This is a genomic window from Microbacterium oxydans, from assembly GCF_000956405.1.
In the GTDB taxonomy this organism is placed as follows: domain Bacteria; phylum Actinomycetota; class Actinomycetes; order Actinomycetales; family Microbacteriaceae; genus Microbacterium; species Microbacterium oxydans_C.
This window is the reverse complement of record NZ_JYIV01000021.1, coordinates 54,254-71,599: the sequence shown is the minus strand read 5'-3', so window position 1 is coordinate 71,599 and position 17,346 is coordinate 54,254. Positions and strand designations below refer to the sequence as shown.

Annotated in this window: 11 protein-coding genes and 1 tRNA gene; 3 read left to right on the top strand and 9 right to left on the bottom strand. The window is 67.0% G+C overall.

Annotation, left to right across the window (positions count from 1 at the left end; all coding sequences use genetic code 11):
• Window positions 1-16: 16 nt before the first annotated feature.
• The 3 genes from RN51_RS05840 to RN51_RS05830 are packed head-to-tail and all read right to left on the bottom strand — an operon-like array spanning window position 17 to window position 4,384.
• On the bottom strand, window positions 17-1,453 hold the full coding sequence (locus tag RN51_RS05840) for a CDP-glycerol glycerophosphotransferase family protein (RefSeq protein ID WP_045263115.1): 1,437 nt from the start codon (window positions 1,451-1,453) through the stop codon (window positions 17-19).
• Window positions 1,450-2,703: a CDP-glycerol glycerophosphotransferase family protein gene (locus tag RN51_RS05835; protein ID WP_045263114.1), complete on the bottom strand. Its 1,254-nt coding sequence runs from the start codon at window positions 2,701-2,703 to the stop codon at window positions 1,450-1,452. Before RN51_RS05835 ends, RN51_RS05840 begins: the two co-directional genes overlap by 4 nt.
• Window positions 2,704-2,752: 49 nt before the next feature.
• On the bottom strand, window positions 2,753-4,384 hold the full coding sequence (locus RN51_RS05830) for a S1C family serine protease (protein WP_045263171.1): 1,632 nt from the start codon (window positions 4,382-4,384) through the stop codon (window positions 2,753-2,755).
• A 98-nt stretch (window positions 4,385-4,482) separates the two neighbouring features.
• Between RN51_RS05830 and RN51_RS05825 the strand changes: the two genes are divergently transcribed.
• Window positions 4,483-5,688 carry an aminotransferase class I/II-fold pyridoxal phosphate-dependent enzyme gene (locus RN51_RS05825; protein ID WP_045263113.1) on the top strand — a complete coding sequence of 402 codons (1,206 nt, stop codon included), beginning with the start codon at window positions 4,483-4,485 and terminating at the stop codon, window positions 5,686-5,688.
• Here the strand turns inward: RN51_RS05825 and RN51_RS05820 are convergent.
• The gene (locus RN51_RS05820) at window positions 5,685-6,500 is read right to left on the bottom strand and encodes a carbon-nitrogen hydrolase family protein (RefSeq protein ID WP_045263112.1); all 816 of its coding nucleotides are present in this window, start codon (window positions 6,498-6,500) and stop codon (window positions 5,685-5,687) included. The genes RN51_RS05825 and RN51_RS05820 overlap by 4 nt on opposite strands.
• Before the next feature lie 95 nt (window positions 6,501-6,595).
• Here RN51_RS05820 and RN51_RS05815 point away from each other — a divergent pair.
• Window positions 6,596-6,669 (top strand) — tRNA-Met (locus RN51_RS05815).
• Window positions 6,670-7,632: 963 nt separating this feature from the next.
• Here RN51_RS05815 and RN51_RS05810 read toward each other — a convergent pair.
• The 5 genes from RN51_RS05810 to RN51_RS05790 all read right to left on the bottom strand — a co-directional run bounded on the left by RN51_RS05810 (window position 7,633) and on the right by RN51_RS05790 (window position 15,653).
• The gene (locus RN51_RS05810; protein WP_045263111.1) at window positions 7,633-8,301 is read right to left on the bottom strand and encodes a hypothetical protein; all 669 of its coding nucleotides are present in this window, start codon (window positions 8,299-8,301) and stop codon (window positions 7,633-7,635) included.
• A gap of 503 nt (window positions 8,302-8,804) precedes the next feature.
• On the bottom strand, window positions 8,805-9,194 hold the full coding sequence (locus RN51_RS05805; protein ID WP_156149107.1) for a hypothetical protein: 390 nt from the start codon (window positions 9,192-9,194) through the stop codon (window positions 8,805-8,807).
• Between the two features lie 1,397 nt (window positions 9,195-10,591).
• Window positions 10,592-11,434, bottom strand: coding sequence for a universal stress protein (locus tag RN51_RS05800; protein WP_045263109.1), 843 nt, complete (start codon window positions 11,432-11,434; stop codon window positions 10,592-10,594).
• A gap of 145 nt (window positions 11,435-11,579) precedes the next feature.
• Window positions 11,580-14,486, bottom strand: a complete 2,907-nt coding sequence (locus RN51_RS05795) for a UPF0182 family protein (protein WP_045263108.1) — start codon at window positions 14,484-14,486, stop codon at window positions 11,580-11,582.
• A 75-nt stretch (window positions 14,487-14,561) separates the two neighbouring features.
• Complete coding sequence (locus tag RN51_RS05790) at window positions 14,562-15,653, bottom strand: PDZ domain-containing protein (RefSeq protein WP_082066461.1); 1,092 nt, start codon at window positions 15,651-15,653, stop codon at window positions 14,562-14,564.
• A 118-nt stretch (window positions 15,654-15,771) separates the two neighbouring features.
• Between RN51_RS05790 and RN51_RS05785 the strand changes: the two genes are divergently transcribed.
• A complete protein-coding gene (locus RN51_RS05785) occupies window positions 15,772-17,178 on the top strand; it encodes a zinc-dependent metalloprotease (RefSeq protein WP_045263106.1) in 1,407 nt (468 codons plus the stop codon).
• Window positions 17,179-17,346 lie beyond the last annotated feature (168 nt).

Here is a 17,346-nt window from a genome sequence, read left to right as displayed (position 1 = left end):
GAGCCAGGTTTCGGGGTCAGCGCGTGACGAACCCCAGGTCGAGGATCCGGTCGACCACGCGCTGGGCGGCGTGACCGTCGTCCCGGGAGTTGAACTGCGTGCGCCAGGCGGAGTATCGCTCCGCGTAGGCGGCCTCGTGCTCCGAGTCGGCGAGAGCGGCGATGAGCTCTGCCTGAGAGCGCACGAGCGGTCCCGGCGCCCTCTCTGCGAGATCGAAGTAGAAGCCGCGCAGCTGTCCGCGGTAGTGATCGATGTCGGGAACCAGGAAGTACATGGGCTTTCCGGTCACGCTGAAGTCGAACATGACCGAGGAGTAGTCGGTGATCAGGGCGTCGGCGGCGAGCAGCAGCCGTGCGGTCTCGGGGTATCCGGTCACGTCGATCACCCGTGCCCCTGCGCGGTCCCGCCCCTGCTCCAAGGTGCGCGAGTGCCCGCGGACGAGAACCACGGCGTCGGCCTCACGTGCCAGCACCTCGGCATCGACGAAGTCGACCATCTCCGCGCGGTCGTCCCTCCAGGTCGGCGCGTAGAGGAGGACGCGCTCGTCCGCTCCGATGCCCAACGACACGCGCACCGCAACGGCATCACCGGTGACCAGCGCGTCGTTCCGCGGGTACCCTTCGACCCAGATCGGGCGCCCGAAGAAGGCGTAGGCCTTGCGGAGGATGCGTTCCGAGTAGGTGTTCTGGGCAAGCAGAACGTCCCAGCGCCGCGACTCCCTCACGACGGCCGCCATGCGCCGAGGATCGAAGCCGGGACGGTGCAGGGCCAGCCGCTTGAGCGGAGTGCCGTGCCACGTCTGGAGCACCTTCTGCCCGGGTTTGCGTGCAAAGCGTCGCCGCAGCCAGTCGTTCACCACCAGGAGCCGAGCGGCCCCGCGTGCGTGCCACCACTGCGGGCTGCCCTCGACGACGGCGATCGCCCCTTCCGGCACCTCGACGGAGAGGTCGACGACGCTCCAGTACCGCCGCACCTCGGGCGCACGCGCTGCGAGCTCGCGATCGATGGCCCGCGGGTTGCAGCCCACACTCCGGCCGTAGAAGCTCTCGAAGAACACCGCGTTCTCGGTGCCGCCCGTCTGGGCGACGTAGCGCTCCTCCAGAGTCGAACGCCCCTCGACGGTCTCGTAGACCGGGTCGATCGGGGCAGCGATACGGACGGCGCCGCCGTTCACCGCGACACGGACTCCTGTGAGCACAGTGGACGGGAGACGGAGCTCAGCGAGATCGACGTCGGGGATGCGCAGTTCATACGATCCGTTCGGCAGCGGGAGCGAGGGTCCGCCCCAGCGGGATGCCTGCAACGGGAGAGTCGCCTTCCACGTTCCCCCCTCACCGGAGAGGACGGCATCGACCTGCGCTCGCGGACCCACCAGCTCAGCCGCTTCCGGTCGCTGACCGGTCCCTTCGATGATCAGGGCCTCCGCCGCGTCATCGATGCGGGCCGTTGTCATGCTGCTCCCTTCGGCGCGGGTATCCCCCGCGCGCGGATGACCTGATACACACGCTCGGTGTTCCGCCCGTCCCGATATGCGTGCATCTCCGCGCTGAGCGTAGCGGAACGCGCGGACGCCGCGTCACGCGCGTCATCATCGCCGAGCAGCGCGCCGAGCTGCACCAGCAGCTGCGTCCAGTCGGAGGATGCATCGGAGCCCGCGACGTCCTCGAATCGGCCGTAGAAGCCGCGGGTGCGGCCGTACTCCTCCGCGTCCGGAGCCAGGAAGAGGACGGGCATGCGCAGGAGCCCGACGTCGTAGGCGAGCGAGGAGTAGTCGGTGATGAGCGCGTCGAACGCGGGCAGCACAGGGGTCACGTCAGCCAGCAGAGCGGAGCCCAGCGCGCGCACCCGCGTGCTCGGAAGCGGCGGCGCATACCCGCCCTCGCCCAACGGATGGGAGCGCACGAAGAGCACCGCATCGTGTTCCTCGAGAACTCGCAGGATGCGGATCCACTCCTCGCCGGTGGGGACCGCGGGGTCGGCGGCCCCGTCGCGCCAGGTCGGCGCGTACAGGACGATGCGCGAGGTGTCGGAGACGTCGCCTGCGACTCGACGGAGCAGTGCGGAGGCGCTCGACCGCACGTGGTCGGCCGATCCCGCCGAGAGCACGTCGACACGCGGCTCCCCCGTCACGACCACACGGTCATCACCGAGACCGAACGCGGACTCCAGGCGTCCTCTCGCCCGATGCGAAGCCGCGGGGAGCACCCGGATGCGCTGGGCTGCCGCCCGGTACAGGACGCCGACCGCACGACGCAGCAGCGCCGCCCCGGGAACGGCAGGGACCTCTGTCGTGGCCGGTGAGTCCAGTCCGATCCGCTTCAGCGGAATCCCATGCCAGAGCTGCACGACGAACCCGCCGCCGTTCGCATAGCGGTTCACGTCGCCCAGCCCATGAGTCACGACGAGCACACCGGCCCTCGCGGTCGTCCACCATCCGCGCAGGCTGTTCTTGCGGACGAAGCGGATGCCGAGTGCCGCGGCGTCTCGGTCCTCGCGCTCCGAGGACGTGAGCCACACCGTGTCGTGACCGAGCCGAGCCGCGTGGCGCTGCAGCGCGAGGGCGCCGTCGCCGACACCGGCGCCGCAGCCGAAGACCCAGCGGCGTCCGCGCGGCAGCACGAGCGTGCCGATGCGTCCGACGGCATACAGCGGGATCCGGAGCAGCTTGGCCGCGTTGCCGGTGCCGAAAGAGAAGGACGCCACTCCGCGAGCCTATCGCGGGGTGGCGTCCTTCTCTGTGCGCGAGGCGCGCTCAGCCGGCGAGTTCGCCGAGCTTCACGTCGACCTGGTAGTCCTTGCCGCCGCGCACGTACGTGACCTTGGCATCGCTGCCGGCCGCGGCCGCACGCACCTGGGCGGTGAGATCGCTCGCACTGGTGATCGGGACGCCGTTGAACTCGGTGACGACATCACCCTCCTTGATGCCGGCAGCCGCCGCTGCGCCGCCCTCGTTCGCCTTGGCGATGTAGGCCCCGGAGACGGTCGCTCCCTGCACGCTCGAGGCGTCCTGCACGGAGGCGCCCAGCAGACCGTGCGTCGCGACCCCGTCGGCGATGATCTCGTCAGAGACGCGCTTGGCGACGTTCGACGGGATGGCGAATCCGATGCCGATCGAGCCCGACTCCTCGGAGCTTCCCGAACTCGCGATCGCCACGTTGATGCCGATCAGCTCGCCCTTGCTGTTCACCAGAGCGCCGCCGGAGTTGCCGTGGTTGATCGCCGCGTCCGTCTGGATCACGGCGATCGAGATGGAATCGGAGGTCTGCGGCGCACCGCTGCCGGGGATGTCGAACTGGAAGGGTCCCTGGCCCTGCCCCTGGTCGGGCGTCTGCTGCTGATCCGGGGCATCCTGCGACGAGGAGTCGGGCAGCGCGGACGAGGCGATCTGGATGCTCCGGTTCAGGGCGCTGACGATGCCGGTCGTGACGGAGTTGGCGAGTCCCAGCGGCGCACCCAGCGCGACAGCCGTGTCTCCGACATTGAGCTTGGAGGAATCGGCGAACTCCATCGGAGTGAGCCCCTTGGCGTCCTTCAACTTGATCACGGCGAGGTCGTAGATCGGGTCGGTGCCGACCACAGTCGCCTCGAAGATGCGCCCGTCCGATGTGGTGACGCGGATCGTCGGATCGGCGACTGCGCCGCCCAGGGTGACGACGTGCGTGTTGGTGAGTACATAGCCGTCGTCGCTGATGATGACGCCTGATCCGCTGCCCGCCTGGTTGGAGCCGGCGACCTCGATGGTCACGACGGAGGGCAGGGCGGCCGTGGCGACGGCGGTGGTCTCGTTGACGGACCCGGGGTTGTTCACCGTCACGGTCTGCGGTCCGGTGGCTGTGCCCGAGGACGGGCGGTCCTGGATGCCGTTGAGCAGCGCACCACCACCGAAACCGGCGACGCCACCGACCAGCGCGGCCGCCACGATGAAGGCGGCGAACTTGGCGCCGCCACGTGGCTTCTGCTCCTTGGTCTTCGTCCCGTCACCGAGGCCGCTGTGCAGCGCGCCACCGTCGAGGGGCTGAGTGGGCTGTGTGAATGCCGTTGCCGTCGGGAGGCCGAAGGCGGCTCCCTGCGCGCTGGCCGTTCCTGGCGCGCCGGCGGTCGGTGCCGCGTAGCCGCTCGCGACCGGGGCGATGACCGGTGCCGCCGGGGCCTGCGAAGCGAAGGACGACGGGATCTCATGGCCGTGCGCCTGCACGGCAGCAGCCGGAGCGTCAGGCGTCGAGTCGACAGGTGTCGGAGCGACAGGTGTCGGCGCGACGGCAGGCGCGGTCGAGTCAGCGGCGGCTTCCGTCGCCGGCTGAGCGGCGACCTGTGCGGCCTCGGTGGACGGCACGGCGTCGTTCGACGCGGGTACCGACTGGTCCTGGGGGTTGTCTTCGTTCATGGTGTGTGCTCCTTCGACGACCATTTCAGAATGACGCCTGTATCTGTGCGTTCCTTATGTCGAGGATGAGTTTCAGCTATGGCCTTAGCCTGTTCTTCATGAGTGTCATTCCCGGCGCATGGCGGCGCACGGCAGCAGGTGCAGGTCTGCTCGCTGCGGACGGTACCGTCGCGCCCACCATCTTCGCAGAGATGTCGGCGGCAGCGGCCAGAACCGGTGCCATCAATCTGGGCCAGGGCTTCCCCGACGAGGACGGCCCGTCCGAGGTTCTGGAGGCCGCACGAGCGGCCATCGCGAACGGAGCCAATCAGTATCCGCCCGGGCGTGGCATCCCCGACCTCCTCGAAGCCATCAGCGAGCATCAGCATCGCTTCTACGGACTCACGGTCGATCCGGCCACCGAGGTGATCGTGACGGCGGGCGCGACCGAGGCACTCACCGCGACCCTCCTGGCACTCATCGACGGGCCGGAGGACGAGGTCGTCGTGTTCGAGCCCTACTACGACTCGTACGCCGCAGCCGTGGCGCTCGCGGGCGCCGTCCTCCGCACGGTGCCGCTGCGCGCTCCGGAGTTCCAGCCCGACCTCGAGCGGCTCGCGGCGACCGTGAACGACCGCACCAGGATCATCCTCGTCAACGATCCGCACAACCCGACCGGCACGGTCTTCGGACGTGACGTGCTCGAGGAGGTGGTTCGGCTCGCGGAGAAGCACGATGCGATCATCGTCACGGACGAGGTGTACGAGCATCTGGCTTTCCATGCGCCGCACACGCCGATCGCGACACTCCCCGGAGCCGCCGACCGCACGCTCACAATCTCGTCCGCCGGGAAGACCTTCTCCGCGACGGGGTGGAAGATCGGGTGGGTGCACGGGCCCGCCGCCCTCATCACCGCCGTGCTGACCGTGAAGCAGTACCTGACGTACGTGAACGGCTCCGCCTTCCAACCTGCCGTCGCGGTGGGGCTGCGCCTGGACGACGCGTACTTCGCGGACTCCGCGGCCCTTCTCGCGCGCAAGCACGGGATCCTCGGCGACGGTCTGCGTGAAGCGGGCTTCACCGTTCATGCCCCGCAGGGCGGCTACTTCACCGTCGCTGACTCGACCGCACTGGGCGGGACGGACGCTGCAGCATTCTGCCGCGCCCTGCCGGACCGCGCCGGTGTCGTGGCGATCCCGCTCACCGCGTTCGTCTCCCCGGCACGCAGGAGCGAGTACTCCGGTCTGGTGCGATTCGCCGCCTGCAAGCGCATCGAGGTGCTCGAGGAGGCAGCGACCCGCCTCGCCGGGCTGTCCAGCCGCTAGTCCCGCACGGGCTCGACGACATACCGACGTGCCCGCAGCGAGGGGTTGGTCACGCGGACGCGCTCGATCACATCCCGCTCCACGGCAGCGACCGCCATCCCGGGACCGGTGCCCACTCCGGCGAGGACGACACCCTGCGGGTCGACGATCTGCGAGTGTCCGACCCCGATCGGCGTCGGATGGTCGGCGGCGACCACGTACACGGTGTTCTCGATCGCGCGCGCCGCGAGCAACGTCGTCCAGTGGTGCTCCTTGAGCGGACCCCTGACCCACTCCGCCGGCACGACCAGGACGTCGGCCTCCGCGTCGACCAGAGAGCGGGCCACTTCCGGGAATCGAAGGTCGTAACAGGTCATGAGCCCGAACCGCAGACCGCCCAGGTCGAAGGTCGCGGCGTCTCCCACCTCCCCGGGCTCGACCCAGTCGGACTCCGTCTGCCCGAAGGCGTCGTAGAGATGCTGCTTGCGGTACACCGCCTGGATGCCGTCGCCACGCACCGCGACGACGGTGTTCCGGACCCGCCGCTCGTCGGATGCCCGCTCGGCGAGGCCGGCGACGATGACGACTGCGTACTCCCCCGCCAACGCCGTGAGCATCGAGACGAACTCCCCGTCGAGGCCCTCCGCGTTCGCCGCGAGGCTCTCGTCCATCGGGTCGACGAAGTAGCTGGAGTACTCCGGGAACACGATCAGCTTCGCGCCGCGCGCAGCCGCGGCTGACGTCAGCTCGGCGATCCGCTCGCGGTTGTCGGCTCGGGATGCGGTCGGTGCGAACTGGCACACGGCGACGGGGACGGCTGCGGTGTCGGACATGCCTCCATCCTCTCGCATCGACACGCCCGGGGTGCCACCGAGGAGGGCTCTCGATTCGCCCGCGCCCGGAATCCGTGATAAGTTACTTCTTGTGCCGCGGGGTGGAGCAGTTCGGTAGCTCGCCGGGCTCATAACCCGGAGGTCGCAGGTTCAAATCCTGTCCCCGCAACAAGTAAGGCCCCGAGATCATCGCGATCTCGGGGCCTTTTCCTTTGGGATCGCGCACGACTCGACAGATTCGTTCGACAGTTATGCCACGATCCGCTCACGATAAGGGTGGACAGCCGCGAAGTGCAGCTCCGTGAGAGCAGCAGGCTCTTCCGATACGTGATGTTCCCGATCCAACGCATCGTGCAGATCGAGGGTCATCTTCACCGCCTGCGTCATTGAGGCACCGAGCGCCGCATACTCCATCGCGAACAGTGCGGCGTACTCGCTTCGGCACTAGAGATCAAAGCGGCAGTTCGGATCCTCGCAGCAAGCGAGCGGGCGGCCTTCCCCAGGAAAGGTTGGTGCGGACAAGCTGGATCACGTCGAACCACTCAGCCCTGTCTCGACGCAGACCTGCCACGAAGTTCCGCTCCCCGAAGTCACCTCCCATCGCTACCTCAGTTCACTGGAAGGGGCGGATGGCCCTCGCATAGGCGGACAGTTCTACTTCGTTCATGCTCTGGACCGCTCACGCGGCGTCGTCTTCGGACGGTTGCCCGAAGAGGTCTTGGATAAGCGAGCCATCACCGATGACCTCGCGCTGCTACTGGATGTAGGACTGCTTCGTGATCGAAACATCAGCACGGCCGAGGTGGTCCAGCGCTGCTTCTTCATCCACTGCCCCGGCAAGTCCTGTCGCCAAGGTTCGATGGAACGCATGAGGCGCCTTTCGCCCGCAGGATCAACATCCGCACCCTCGCGCCCTACCGCGCTCAGTCCACCCTCCACGCGTGGGTGTTCACCGAGGAAGACCTTCAGATCTTCCGTGACGAGCTGCAGAAGCGCTCGCTCCGCATCGCGTCGGAATGCTCGACGCTCGCGTGTACGAAACTAGCCATGCTGGTCAAGCGGCGGGCTACGTGACGAACGCGCACCCGGATAGGCCGGATGCGCGTTCGCCGTGTGTCAGTTCGCGTCTGTCCTAATCGATCGTCATGTCGAACACCGCGTAGCCAGCGCCGTAGAGGCAGTCGTTGACGACGATGTCCGATACATCGAACGGACGCGTGTCGCGCTTCATATCGGCATCGAACTGCTCCGCGGAGTAGCCAGACTTGACCGCCCCTGCAGCGACGACGCAGTCGACGGCGACGACTCGCTGGTCCAGGACAACCTCGGGGTTGGACACTTGAATCTTGTACAGGGCTTCCACCGTGGCGGACTTGGTGGAGCAGTCGACGACCGCTGCGTCCAATGCGTCCGCGTCCTTGACATCGGTGTAGGGAAGCTCGACGTAGAGCCCTGTCACCGTCTTGCGGAACGACGGCGTGAACCCGGCGTCGCGGATGCAGCTCTCGTAGATGACGTGGGCTCTCTCGTAATCCGACGTCGAGAGGCTTCCCACTTCGGCCGCCGTCTCGAGCATCTCGTAAGCGGGCGAATCGGCGTCCGTCGCCTGCAGCGCGGAGTCGTACAGCGCCGGGAGACCCCCCTCGTACGCCTCTGGCTGAGCGTCCTGAGAGGGTACCTGGACGTTCTGGGACTCGTTCGCAGACGCGGCGGCGATTCCACCTCCGAGAGCGACGCTCAAAGTGAGGACGCCGGCGGCTGCGAGGGTCGCGGTCTTGTGGTGTGCGAGTAGCTTTCTCATGCTCATGTCCTAACCGATCGCCTTGCAGTACCAGCCCGAGTCTGAGTACGTGCCGGTCGCGCGCAACTCCGCGTAACTGTTCGGGCCGATAGCGGTCAATGACTTCTCCCCGTAGGCGACAGTGGTGCCGATCTGTACCTTCGCGCGCGAGGTGAGCACCGGGGACGACCCTGTGCACGTGTACGTGTACACCCGAATGATGTACGGCGATGCAGTCGGAACGAATCTCGCGCCGGTGCAGTAGGTGTTCGTATCGCAGCCGGACGGGGGTGCGGCGAAAGCCGCGGAGGCACCCAACACGGATGCCGACCCTCCCAACATCACGATAAATGCCAGCAAGAGGCCCGTTCCGAGCCTCTTCTTACTTGAATTTCTCACAGTGAGAAATTCCCCTCTTCACTGTCCAGAGACGTGAATCTTCTGGAATTGTCAGCCTCGTTGCCGACAAGTTCGGGCCACGTTACGCCCGATGAGGAAGAAGAGTAACCACTTCCAATAACCGGTCAGACTATTAGCGCAGGAAACGAAATGTTTACGACAGTCGTCAACGCGATACCTAAGAGCCCGGTCCCACTAAGCGCAATGGCCGCTCCGGCCATGAGCGGTCGAACCCTGTGCCTGGCGGCGACGATTCCAAGAACTAGCGCAACGATGTTGAGGAGTACGACGATGCTTGTCGCGACGATGCTGAATATGTAGACGTTCAGCGGGTTCAGCGCTACATCTGTACTCATCGCCCTCGCCGCGAGAGGGATCGCGTAGGCATTGACCCAGCCCACGACGACAGCGATGAGAGCCAGGACGACGCCGACCTTTGCAGCAGTACTGAACCTGGGTGCGGCCGCTGGCAGAGACCCCGAACGGACTTCGTTATCTGCGGAAGGCGTGATCATCTGCACAGCATAGCTTCGATCGGGAGGTGATGGACAGGGAGTGGGCGCTACGACCGCGAACCCCGATATGAGCCGTGTCCCCCAAAGAGGGGACATCGGATCTAGACGCGAAAGGTTATGCTTCGACCAACACCTAGTGGGCGAGGAAGCCACACCGGGGTAATACAGTGCAGCCAATTACTTGCACGGTTTGAGTGAAGAGACTAATTAGGTCGTCGAGTGAATCCAATTATTAATGCGATTCAACGGCCGTCTAAGCGCTATGGGCACTTTTCGGACCTGCGCGCGGGTCTCACGCTGGTTATGAACTCTGACATCGTGCGCCGATCAGATGACGAAAAGCGAAGGCTTCAGGATCTCCTGTGCGGGCGGGCCGCGGCCGCCAGCCAGGAGGATGCTGCTCGCCTCGAGGTGTTGCAGAACGGCGCGCGCCATGAGCATGATCTCGGCTTCAGCCCAGGCTCCGCGACAGATGACCGCCCGATGCCATCTGAATCCTTCACAGCGGCAACCGCGCGATGGTATAAGACATCCTGGCGCCGGCGACTAGCGGCCGCGGGGCTGTCAGTCGGGACTCTCTGCGTGGGCGTGGGCTGGGGGGCTGCACGACTCGCGCCAGCGGAACCGATCGCAGCTTTCCTGCCACCCGACGTTACAAGATACGACTCCGAATGGATCGTCTATTTCGGGGAGAGCGATGGACTGCGTATCTGGACGGCAAGGCTCCAGGACGAGTCTCAAGACTGCCTCATCGCAATCACCCCCAATGGGGCGGGAACTGCTCACTGCATGACAGACGGCAGCGGCGTTGCCACGGTTGACCCACCCCCTCGAAGCGATGGATCTTCGCTTCGAGTGTCCGTCGACTTCTCCTCGCACGAACGTGCACATCGACTGCACGCTGCCTAACGCCGAGGTCAGCGCTAACCCTAGAAAAGCGGGTGCCATTAGCTGACCCATCGGCAGCTCCTCCAACCACGAGTTTTTCACGACCCCGCCGAGCGACGGGTGGGCAAGACCACTCACGGATCGCCATGTGCTGGCGACGTACTCGCCGGAGGCCACGATCCAGTCGGGACCCGCGGCAACGGTGCACGCAGCGACGTCACCGAACCTGAGCGGTTGGCACATGACCGCAGGGCTACGGGCATGAATCATCTCGCATTCAAGGCAGGCACCACCGCCGCCGTAAAACCGATCATGTCGACGGCCGCGGCACACGGATGGCGACCGCTATTCTCGCAGGTTCAAATCCTGTCCCCGCAACAAGTAAGGCCCCGAGATCATTGCGATCTCGGGGCCTTTTCCTTCGGATCGGCCGATCGCCATAGCCCAGCCCTGCACTTCCCTGTCGCGCGCCGAGCCGGCGAGTTCCCGGCGGACGGGCGCCGGTTCGCTCAGCGTACGACCGCAGTCGGTGCAACGAGCGCCGCGACCACCTCCTGGCTGATCGAGCCGAGCAGGAAACGCGCGACCGCACCACGACCGTGCGACCCGACCACCGTCATGGTGGCCGCGGATGCCAACCGATTGATGACCACCGACGGATAACCGCGTTCCACCCGAGATCGCAGTTCCAGATCAGGGTACGACTGTCGCAGCCCCGCCACCGCGAGCGCGAGCGCCTCTTCCGAGAGCGCCTGCATCGAGGTCAGGTACTGATCCGGGTATGTCTTCTGTCCTCGCGGGAGCGCTACAGGGGTCCACACCGTAACGGGGATGAGCGGCTCTCCGAGCCGATCGGCTTCCGCCGCGGCGAAGGCGACCGCAGCCTCCGACGTCGGCGACCCATCGACGCCGACGACGACCCCTCGTCGCCCCTCGGTCGAGACATCGGGGATCACGACAACCGGGCAGGCGGCACCGGCGACGATGCGCTGTCCGTGGACCCCGCGCCGGGGGCTGTCACGGTCATCACTGCGGTAGTCGCTGCCGATCACGAGAAGTGCGGCTTCGGAAGTCATCGAGACCAGCTGCCGGACCGGGTCCCCCCGGAGCACCGCCACATCCACGGTCAACCCGTCAGCCTCCAGACTCCGCGCGTGCGCTTGGAGGAGGTCATCGGCCGAGGCGATCGCCGCTTCCACGACAGCACCCTCGCCGACCGCACCGACCGCCCCACCGACGACATAGACCAGCAGCAGTGACGCCCCGCGGGACCGCGCGCGTCCCGCAGCCCATTCCAGCGCTCGTCGACTCGCCGCCGTATCCAGCACTCCTACAACGATTCGCTCGACCACGGATAACTCCCTTGTTCGACTCCACCCTCGCACGACGGGACGGTTCAGCGCGAGCGCCACCGGTGGTGCACGCGCCAGACGCCCCCGGCCGGACATGCAGATGGGCGCCCCCGAGGGGAGCGCCCATCTGCATCATCGCCGCAGGTCAGTTGCCCGCGGAGTCCAGCTCGATCAGCTTCTGGACCGCGGCGGTGAGGCGCTCGTCGGCCTCGGCGAACTTCGCGAGGTCACCCGCCTTGAGCGCGGTCTCACGGTCGACCAGGGCCGCCTGAGCGGCCGCCAGTGCGTCCGCCTGGGCATCCGTCGGCTGGGCGGGCTCAGTCGGCACCTCGCCGGTGTCGGGAACCTCGGCGTTGGGATCGGGTTCGACCGTGTCGTCGCCACCGGTCGCACCGGAATCACCGCCGAACAGCGTGTCGAGTGCCTCGGTGAGGGTGTTCTCGAAGGCGACGCGGTCACCGAACGCCACGAGCACCTTCTGCAGTCGCGGCAGCTGGGTTCCCTCGGACGACTGCACGTAGACGGGCTGCACGTAGAGCAGACCGCCACCGACGGGCAGCGTCAGCAGGTTGCCGTAGATGACCTCGGATTCTCCCTGCTGGAGCAGGTTGAGCTGAGGCACCACCGACGTGTCGGAGTTGTACGTGTTCTGCACCTGGCCGGGACCGGGCACCGTGGTGTCGGTGTCGATCTCGAGCATGCGCAGCTGGCCGTAGCCCTCCGCCTTCACGCCCTTCTCCGAACCGGCGTCCGAATCCACGGCGAGGTAGCCCATGAGCACGTCACGGCTTCCTCCCGCGCCCTGCGAGTTCGGGATGAACGTCGAGAACATCGAGAACCTCGGAGAGTCCTGTCCCGGCATCTGCATCGTCAGGTAGTACGGCGGCTGCAGCATCGACTCGCTGCGCGGGTCGTTCGGCGTCTGCCAGCGGTTGTCCTGCTGAGCGAACGATCCGGCCTTGTCGACGTGATAGACGCCGAGGATGTCGCGCTGCACCTTGAACAGGTCGGTGGGATAGCGCACGTGGCTCATCAGCTCGCCGGACATCTCGCTGATCGGCTTCAGCGTCGACGGGTAGACCTTCTGCCAGGTCTTCAGCACCGGGTCCTCGTCATCCCACGCGTACAGCGTCACCGAACCGTCGTACGCGTCGACCGTCGCCTTCACCGAGTTGCGGATGTAGTTGATGTCGTCGATCGCGAGGGTCGGCGACGGGATGTTGGAGTCCGCGATCGCGTCGGACAGGCTCACGCTCGTGGAGTACGGGTACGTCTGGCTGGTCGTGTAGCCGTCGACGATCCAGACGATGCGCCCGTCCACCACGCTCGGGTACGGGTCGCTGTCGAGCTCGAGGTACGGTGCGACCTTCTGGACGCGCGTCTTGGGGTCGCGGTCGTACAGGATCTGCGAGTCCTCGTTCACGAGGTTGGAGAACAGGATCTGCTCGGACTGGAACTTCAGCGCATAGAGCAGCTTCGTGAACGTGTCGCCGATCTTCGGACCGCCGTCACCCTCGAACGTGGTCTTCGTCTCGCTGGAGCCGTCCTTGCCACGCGGGTAGTCGATCTCCGCGGGCTCGGAGCCCTTCGGCGCGCCGACGATCGAGTACTCGGGCGAGTTCTCGCCGAAGTAGACGCGCGGCTCGAAGTTCTCACGATCGGACAGGAACCCCGAGGTCGGGATGCCGCGCTCGAGGAACACCGGCTCACCATCGGTGGTGCGCTGGTTTCCCGCTGCCGCGACGAGGCCGTAACCGTGCGTGTACACCGCGACGCGGTTGTTCCAGTTGTCACCGTCGCCGAGGCCGGACATGTCGAGGTCGCGCACGGAGACCACGGTGTCCTGCATCTTCCCGTCGATCTCGTAGCGGTCGACGTCCATGGTCGTCTGGAACTGGTAATACCCGCGGTACTGCTCGAGCTGACGCACCGTCGGCGGGATCACCTTCGGGTCCATGATGCGCGTGGATGCGGTCGTCTCGGCGTCCGCACGCAGCTGGCCTGCCTCGGCGTCCGTCTTGGCGGCGAAGGGAGTGGTCTCGAGGTCTGCGACCCCGTAGGCCTTCTTGGTCCCGTCGATGTTCCGCTGGTAGTACTCGGCCTGGTAGGCGTTCTGGTTCGGCTTCACCTGGAAGGTCGTGACCACCCAGGGGTAGCCGATGCCGACGACGAGCGAGGCCACGATGAGCAGCGCGGTCGCCGCCAGCGGGAAGCGCCAGCGGCCGATGACCGCCGTGACGAAGAAGAGGATGGCCACGACCGCGGCGATGATGGCGAGGATCGCCAGACCGGGGATGGTGGCGTTGACGCCCGTGTACGCCGCACCCGTGATGCGGTCGTCACGCTCGACGAGAGTCTTGTACTGGTCGAGCCAGAGGCTGGCCGCCTGCACGAGCAGGTAGAGCCCGGCGATCACCGCGAGCTGGATGCGCGCAGGCTTCGAGATGCGCAGTTCGCCTTGGCCGACGCGCACCGAGCCGTACAAGTAGGACACCAGTGCGGTCACCAGCAGCGAGAGCAGGAGCACCGCGGAGACGAACGCGAGCAGGATCGAGTAGAACGGCATCGCGAACATGTAGAAGCCGGTGTCGATGCCGAACTGGGGGTCGACGTCGGAGGTCGCCACGCCGTTGATCCAGAGCCAGACCGTCTTCCACTGCCCCGCGGCGGCGAAACCGGCGAAGAGACCGAAGAAGATCGGCATGCCCCACATCGCCAGGCGGCGAAGGGGCTCGATGACCTCCTGGTAGCGGTCCAGCTGCGAGCTCAGCCGGACGTACACCGGGCGGAGCCGGTAGGCGAGCTGGATGACGACGAACAGTGGAACGGCCATCCCGAGGAAGCCGACCACGAACATCACCGCCGTGGCGATCCACTGCGTCGTGAGGACGCCGGTGAAGCCCACCTGGTCGAACCAGAGGTATTCGGTGTAGAGGGAGGCGAACACGAAGAACACCGCGATCAAGGCGGCGATGATCACCAGGGAGATGCCGAGGATACGTCGGGACGTTCGAGGCGTGGCCGGATTCGGAGCTGAGGGCGAGGAGGTCACCCCTCCATCCTAGGCATCGCTCACTGTGCGCAGGCTGTCATCCCGGTCACGGCACGGTCACGAGGCCTCCCACGATCACCTGCCCGCGACGTCGCAGGTCGGCAGCGCCGCGACGTCCCCGTCGTCGGCGATGACCTTCAGCGCCGCCAGCGACTCGTCGAGCGTCGCCGTGCGGATCACCTGCAGGCCGTCCGGCACGTGCCCGACGACCTCGTCGCAGTTGGCCGCCGGCGCGAGGAAGTACTCGGCTCCGGCGTCTCTCGCGCCGTAGAGCTTCTGCCGGATGCCGCCGATCGGACCGACCGTGCCGGCCGCATCGATGGTTCCCGTGCCTGCGATGTCCTTACCGCCGTTCAGCTCCCCCTCCGTGAGCGTGTCGATGATGCCGAGTGCGAACATCATGCCGGCGCTCGGCCCTCCGACGTTGTCGAGCTGGATCGTCACGTCGATCTCGAAGTCGTAGTCGGTGCGGAGGGTGATGCCGATGAGCCAGGAGGTCTTGTCCCCCTCGGTGTGCTCCTCCGGGGTGACCTCGACGGTCTGTTCGGCACCGTCTCGCAGCACGGTGAGCTGCACCGGGGCACCCGCCGCGGACTGGATCGCCTCCCTCAGCTGTGTGGCCGAGGTGAGGGTCGTGCCGTCGATCGCGGTGATCACGTCGTCGGCTTCCAGGACGCCGTCGGCCGGGGAGTCCGCGACGGCGTCGACGACCACAACCTGTGCCCCGGTGTCGTAGCCGAGCTCGTTCAGCGCTGCCGCCGTCGCCTCGTGCTGGGAGTCGACCATCAGCGTGGCGTTGCGCTCATCGCGCTGCTCGGTCGTCACCCCCTGCGGGAACACCGAGTCCAGCGGGACGACCGCCTTCGACGAGTCCATCCAGGCCAGAGCGAGCTCGAACCAGCTCGGAGTCCGCTCACGGTTGCCCACCACCTGCACCGTCGTCAGGTCGAGGGTTCCAGCGGTCTCGAACGTCTCCGCACCTTCGACGCTGATGAGCGGCACCTGCTCGCCGTCCGCGCCCTTCGCCGTGCCGAGGGTGTCGTAGACGGGCCCCGGCCGCTGGATCACGTACGGCGACGGAAGGAAGGTCAGCAGGACGAGCGCGAGGAGCGCGACGATCAGCGCCCAGACTCCGAGCCCGAGCTTCCCAGACCGCGTTCGATCCACTGCATTCCTCCGTCGTTCGCGAGCGGCGTACACCGATCTGCCCGCATCGGGTTCGCGCGCAGAAACCTGTGACTAGCGTAGATGCCACGGCAACAGAACTGCTGAGAGGGCGAGTGACATGGCAGACAACGACCCGACACCCGAGGACTTCCAGGAGTTCCTGCGGAAGATGCTCTCGAATCAGGGCGGCGGGGACATCGACCCCGAAGCGCTCCGGGGCGCATTCGAGGGGATGGACGGCTTCACCCTCGACCCCGCGATGATGCAGACCATCATGTCGCAGCTCCAGGGCGCCTTCGGCGGCGACCCGTGGGAGAACGCGCTGCGGCAGGCCCTGTTCATCGCCAACCGCGACGGGCAGGGCGTGACCGACGGCTCACGCACCTCGCTCGCCGACTCGTTCGCGCTCGCGAACCTGTGGCTCGGCGAGGCGACGACCATCTCGGAGCTTGCAGAGGCTCCGACGGCGATGACACGGGGCGAGTGGGTCGAGAAGACTCTCCCGGTGTGGAAGGAGATCGCCGACCCGGTCTCGACCAGCATCGCCGACGCCCTGACGTCGGCTCTGGACACCCAGGTACCGGAGGACATGCGCGGCGTCGTGCAGGGAGCGGGGAAGCTGATGCGCGGGCTCGGAGGCTCGGTGTTCGCCGCGCAGTTCGGGCAGGTGCTGGGAAACCTCTCGCTCGAGGTGGTCTCCGGCGGCGATGTGGGCATCCCCGTGCTCCCCGCAGGGACTGCGGCGATCATTCCGCAGAACCTCACGGCCTTCGGCGAGGGACTCGAGATCCCGGAAGACCAGATCGCGCTGTACCTCGCCACCCGCGAACTCGCATACGCGCGGCTGTATCGGCATGCGAAGTGGCTGCACCTGCACGTGATGGCGCAGATCACCGACTTCGCGCGCGGAGTGACCGTCGACGTGGACGCGCTGGAAGACGTGGCCAGTCGCCTGGACCCCTCGAACCCCGAAGAACTGCGGGCGGCCATCGAGGGCGGCGCGCTCCTTCCCGCGCAGAGCGAGGCGCAGCGAGAGGCTCTGACCCGTCTCGAGAACCTCATCGCGACGATCGACGGCTGGGTGGACGTGGTGACCGCCGAGGCGACCTCCCGCCTGCCGGACGGCGCTCGCATCGCGGAGGCCGCTCGACGTCGCCGTGCCGTGGGCGGGCCGGCAGAGGACGCACTCGGCGCACTGGTCGGGCTCAAGCTCCGCCCCCGACGGATGCGCGAGGCCTCCGCCATGTGGCAGGCGGTGACGGACGCCGTCGGCATCAGCGGACGCGACTCGCTGTGGGACTACCCCGACCTCATGCCGACCGCCGAGGACATCGACGACCCGAGCGGACTCGTGGCTCGACTGCAGGCCGCCGAGCGTGGCGAGCAGCCTGTCGCCGACGAGTTCGACGAGGCGCTCGCGCGCCTGCTCGACGGCGACGACTTCTCTCGGGACAAGCCGGCGGAGACCCCTGAGGCCTCGGACGGAGACGACGACGCGGCGCCGGAGGGAGACCGACCGGTCTGAGCCCGGTGGGGTGCGGGATGCCACGACGCCGGGCGGCCGCACCCTTCCTCCCCCTTCCGGCGGATGCGCAGGAGTTGTCCACCGATGCGTGGATGTGGCCCCGCGCCCTCTCCTTCCTCTCCACAATCGGAGAGATGCCGTTGACTCCCCCGCTCCTCACCCGCCTGG